This is a genomic window from Lysinibacillus sphaericus (assembly GCF_006864135.1).
In the GTDB taxonomy this organism is placed as follows: domain Bacteria; phylum Bacillota; class Bacilli; order Bacillales_A; family Planococcaceae; genus Lysinibacillus.
The window spans coordinates 1-4,704 of record NZ_SADV01000048.1; the positions used below are offsets into that span (position 1 = coordinate 1).

Sequence of the window (4,704 nt, forward strand, 5' to 3'; positions counted from 1 at the left end):
AAAAGAAATTTGATTAGCTCAAATTGTTTTGCTGGCATCATGTTTGATGTCCAAAATTTTGTTTCGTTCACTAACTCAAGGTTAGCTAGTAAAAACTTTATTGATTACGTTTTGCTTGTTCAGTTTTCAAGGTTCATTTATAATCGCCATCTCTTTGTTAAGAGTTAACTTTTATATAATAACATGTTTTATACATAATGTCAAACAGTTATTTTATTTTCATATTGTTCTAGCTGCATGTTTAGCAGCAACTTTTATATAATATCACCCACATCGTAGAACGTCAATAGTTTTTTTGTTTTTTTTAAAGTTTTATAACCTAAACTTCGGCCATGATTTTAAAAATTGAATAGTACGGTTTCTTCCTATTTCTAAAAGCGTTTCTTTAGTCTCTTCATCTAAATCAAATTGTGTGGCGCTATAGTCATCGACAGGAATAAAAATAATATCTCGTTCATGCCGTCTTGAAATATACCTTTCATCATGAGCATCTTTCATAGTAGTAAATAAAGCTTCAAATAAATTTAATCCGTTTTTGATTTCATGTGGATGTTGTTCTTCTCTACGTCTACTCAATTTAAGTCCTATAATCGGTCGCATCTTACGTCCTTCTCTATCATCAAATACCCATAACGGAAAATTACTCAATACGCCGCCGTCTACTATAACTGAATCTCCTTTTCCTGTTTTTAATGTAACAGGTTCAAAGAAGAACGGTATACCACAGCTCATACGTAAAGCACTTGCTACAGAAAAGTTCCTCGCTTCAATATGATATTTTTGTAAATCGTCTGGTAAAACGATCATTCTGCCATTTGTTAAATCTGAAGCCACTAATTTTAATGAATCTCTAGGTAAATCTCCGAATGTATAAACACCTTTTGCTGCCAATTTCTGAAAAAACCATTTTTCTAATGCTTTTCCTTTATATAAACCTAAATGGTGATAAACATTAACCCACTTCATAAACGGGAAAGGTAAGATTGTTTTCCTTGGATCTAGTAATGAAGGTACATCCAACTCTTCTAACATCGTTTGAATTTCTTTTCCACTATACCCTGCAGCAATAAAAGCAGCTAATATGGCCCCAGCACTTGTTCCAGCTACCCGTTTAAAGCGGAAATTTTCAGCTTCTAGTACTTGATACGCCCCAACTAGTGCAAACCCCTTCAAACCACCACCAGAAAAAACACCATCAATCCACAAAATTTCCTCTCCTTTTTCAGGTAATCGCTACATTATATAAAAAGTTATATACAATTAGAACGAACTCAATGAGTATTTTGTCGAATTTACAAACGACTTTGTACCGGCATACGGATCTAAAAATAGTAAAAGGATTAGCTCTGTTCAAGTTAGAGCTAATCCTTTTAACTTAGTTAATGTTATTGCTTAGATTACTTAATTTTAAAATGTGCAATTTGACCTTTTAAGTTTTCAACCATATCATTTACTTGATTAGCTGTTCCTAGCATTTCTTCCATAAAAGCAGATTGCTCTTGCATAGTTGAAGCAATATTTTGGGTACCTGCTGATGTTTGCTCCAATGATTGCACAGTTGTCTCAGTAGTCCCTAATACTTGTTCAGAGCTTGCTGATATTTGTTCTACTGTTGAAGCAATTGATTGCGTTCGCATACTAATGTTTGAAATTAGAGATGAGATTTTTTGGAAAGTATCTCCGGCCAATCTTATTGCGACAGTCTCTTGATCAATTTCATCTACTACTCTCGTAATAGCTTCAACCGATTCATTAGAATTGTTTTGCATTTCAGAGATTAATTTAGTTATGTCATTAGCAGATTGGGCAGATTGTTCTGCTAAATGTCTTATTTCATCTGCGACAACAGCAAACCCTTTTCCGTATTCACCTGCACGAGCAGCCTCAATAGCTGCATTTAGTGCTAGTAAATTAATTTGATCTGAAATACTTGTAATTACATTTGTAATTTGTCCTACTTCTTTAGAACGTTGATGCATTTGTTCTGTCATTTGCATTGAGGCTTTTGAAAGCTCGTTAATTGAATCAATTCCTTGTACGGATTGTTGAATGACATTATTACCTTGATTGGATTCTTCAGATGTCTTAATAGATTCATCAGAGACGTTTGTAGTAGATTCTGTAATTTCTACTATCCCCTCTGATATTTCTCTAATTGCAATTTGATTTTGAATAGCCCCAGTTGTTATCATTTCGCTACTTACTGAAACTTCCTGAACTGCTGCTGATACCTGATTAGCCATTTCTGTCACTTGCTCTATACTTTGAGTCAATTCTTTAGACCCGTTTGCTACATAGTCTGCTGTTGAGGATACATGACCTATAACTTCTTTTAGCTGTACTTGCATACTATTAAAACTTGATGCAAGTTGACCAATTTCATCATTACTTGTATTTTTTATTTCCTGTGTTAAATCACCAGCTGCAATTACTTTAGTATAATCTACAAGCTCATTTAACGGTTTAGAAATTCTTTTAGCAGTGAAATATGCTAGTATACCACTTACCACAATAAATATAAGTGCTAATAATACACATACTTTTATTAATAAACTTTCTAGATCAACTATAAAATCTGCATCTTCATCCAATCCTAAGACAGAATCTGTTCCTTGAACTTGTAAAAATGTAGACTTATGGGCGCCGTAATCATCTATATAAATATCACTTGTAACCATTTTAGTTGTACCTAGTGCAGCTTTTTGTTCATCAGTAAACGCTAGAGGTGATAAATACTTATCGTCATTACCTAAAAATAAAATGACTTCTTTATTATCTACTTTACTCATAATATACACATTTTCTAAATCATACTCTTCTTGAAATGCATTTCCTCTAGACAATAGTTCTTGATATGCACTTTTGTTTGTTTTAGCACTATTGATTAATTCTTTATCAAATAACTCATCGAAATCCTCCATTTTCATTGTTAAGCTCTCTTCAAACTGAGGAATAATATACCCGTCAATTAAACGATCAGCTACAATAAAAATGGCTAAGCTAAAAATTGTGCTTATAACAACAATAGGCATTAATACGTTTAATAATATTTTCTTTCTAATTGTCATACTTTTAAACATCATTAACGCTCCTAACTGCAATAAAAAAATTAGTCATTATTAAACAAATACCCTTTCTTTTAACGTTATATATTGATTCAGATCTAAATTCAATAACCTTATATTTTCATTTAAATCCGGTGACTTATGAAAGATTACAGCAAAAGTAGAGCTTTCATTCACTTTCATTGGTCGATATTCTAAAATTTCACCAAAGTTTAGTTTAAACGCTTCATGATTAATAGATACAACTTGCTTACAATCAATAGAGGTATCTATTTCGGCACAACAAAAGCTATAAATTGAATCATCCATTTGATTAACTATATTTTCCCAATCAGGCTTTTCTTGTTTAAAAAAGTACTCACATGCGTTTACACCATATGCATGAACGCCAAGTTCATTTGTACCGATACCAGCAAATCTAAGTGGATTTACTTCAATAGGAACAATCTGGTCATTATTAATGCGAATTTCAATATGTATAGGGGCGGACTTTAAAGCGAAGAACGATGAAATAGTTCTTAAAAACTCTTGAATTTTGTTGAGGGACTCATTTATTACTTGCTTACTCGTATAGTAAATTCTATCGCTCATGTCTTTCTCATGCCTAAACATTCTTTTAAAAAGATTTAGGATAACAGGTTCCCCGTCTTCTGTAAAATATACGTCAACAGCGTATTCATCGCCTTCAATTAATTTTTCAATTATAAATGATTGATTATTAATAACTTCGATTGGATACTCTGAACTTGTAACTTCCATTTCAAACTTAAGTAGTTTAATAGTTTCTTTATATTCTTCTACCTTATCAATACGATGTACACCTATACTTGAATATCCTATAACAGGCTTAACAATAATAGGGAAAGGTAGAGCACTAGGATCTAATTCTTCTAATTCTTTTAGAGAAACTTCTGTGAAAAAGAAATCTGTATAATGTCTGCTTAATGTTTTCCTGAAAGTAACTTTATTTTTCAAAATATCTGTAACAGTTGTTAAATAGTGATTAGGCGCATATTTTGATAAAATATTAAGTCCATTTTCAGAGTTAAAGAGAATTGGAGAATTCCCTTTCTCTAATTCAATTAACAAATCGTCTACCTTTTTTAAATTTATAGTAGATTCGTTTGGTATAAAAACTTCATTTAATTTGATTACCGGAATTTTATTCTTACTAATTGTGTCCGCTAATAAGTCCGAAACATAAGGTCTATCTAGTATTATCAATATTTACACTCCTATTTATATTATATATTTTTTTACATACCTATATCCTAATAGTATGCAAAAATAACTATTACCTATTTTAATATATAATACCTATAAAAGCCATAGTATTACCTTTTAATACTATGGGTAATATTACATCGAAATTAATATGAAAGTAAAATGAAATATCTAAATACTAATGAGTATATTTGACTATATAAAGATTAACTTTTGCTAAAGTAAATAGTAAAAAAATCGAGAAGCTCACATTAGCTTCTCGATTTTTTACTATTGGTTAATTATTATTTGTATAATTTTACAAAAAAACAGCCAGCACTCAGCTGACTGTTTACATTGCCTAGCGACGTCCTACTCTCACAGGGGGAAGCCCCCAACTACCATCGGCGCTAAAGAGCTTAACTTCCGTGTTCGG

At 31.7% G+C, this 4,704-nt stretch carries 3 protein-coding genes and 1 rRNA gene; all 4 read right to left on the minus strand.

Translation table 11 applies throughout. From position 1 onward, the window contains the following. Positions 1-312: 312 nt before the first annotated feature. Positions 313-1,206 carry a patatin-like phospholipase family protein gene (locus tag C7Y47_RS24440; protein ID WP_132364842.1) on the minus strand — a complete coding sequence of 298 codons (894 nt, stop codon included), beginning with the start codon at positions 1,204-1,206 and terminating at the stop codon, positions 313-315. Between the two features lie 191 nt (positions 1,207-1,397). Further along, the gene (locus C7Y47_RS24445; RefSeq protein ID WP_255505319.1) at positions 1,398-3,083 is read right to left on the minus strand and encodes a methyl-accepting chemotaxis protein; all 1,686 of its coding nucleotides are present in this window, start codon (positions 3,081-3,083) and stop codon (positions 1,398-1,400) included. Positions 3,084-3,119: 36 nt separating this feature from the next. After that, a complete protein-coding gene (locus C7Y47_RS24450; RefSeq protein ID WP_185903604.1) occupies positions 3,120-4,289 on the minus strand; it encodes an ATP-grasp domain-containing protein in 1,170 nt (389 codons plus the stop codon). A gap of 338 nt (positions 4,290-4,627) precedes the next feature. Then, positions 4,628-4,704 (minus strand): 5S ribosomal RNA (rrf, locus tag C7Y47_RS26365); the annotation flags it as partial.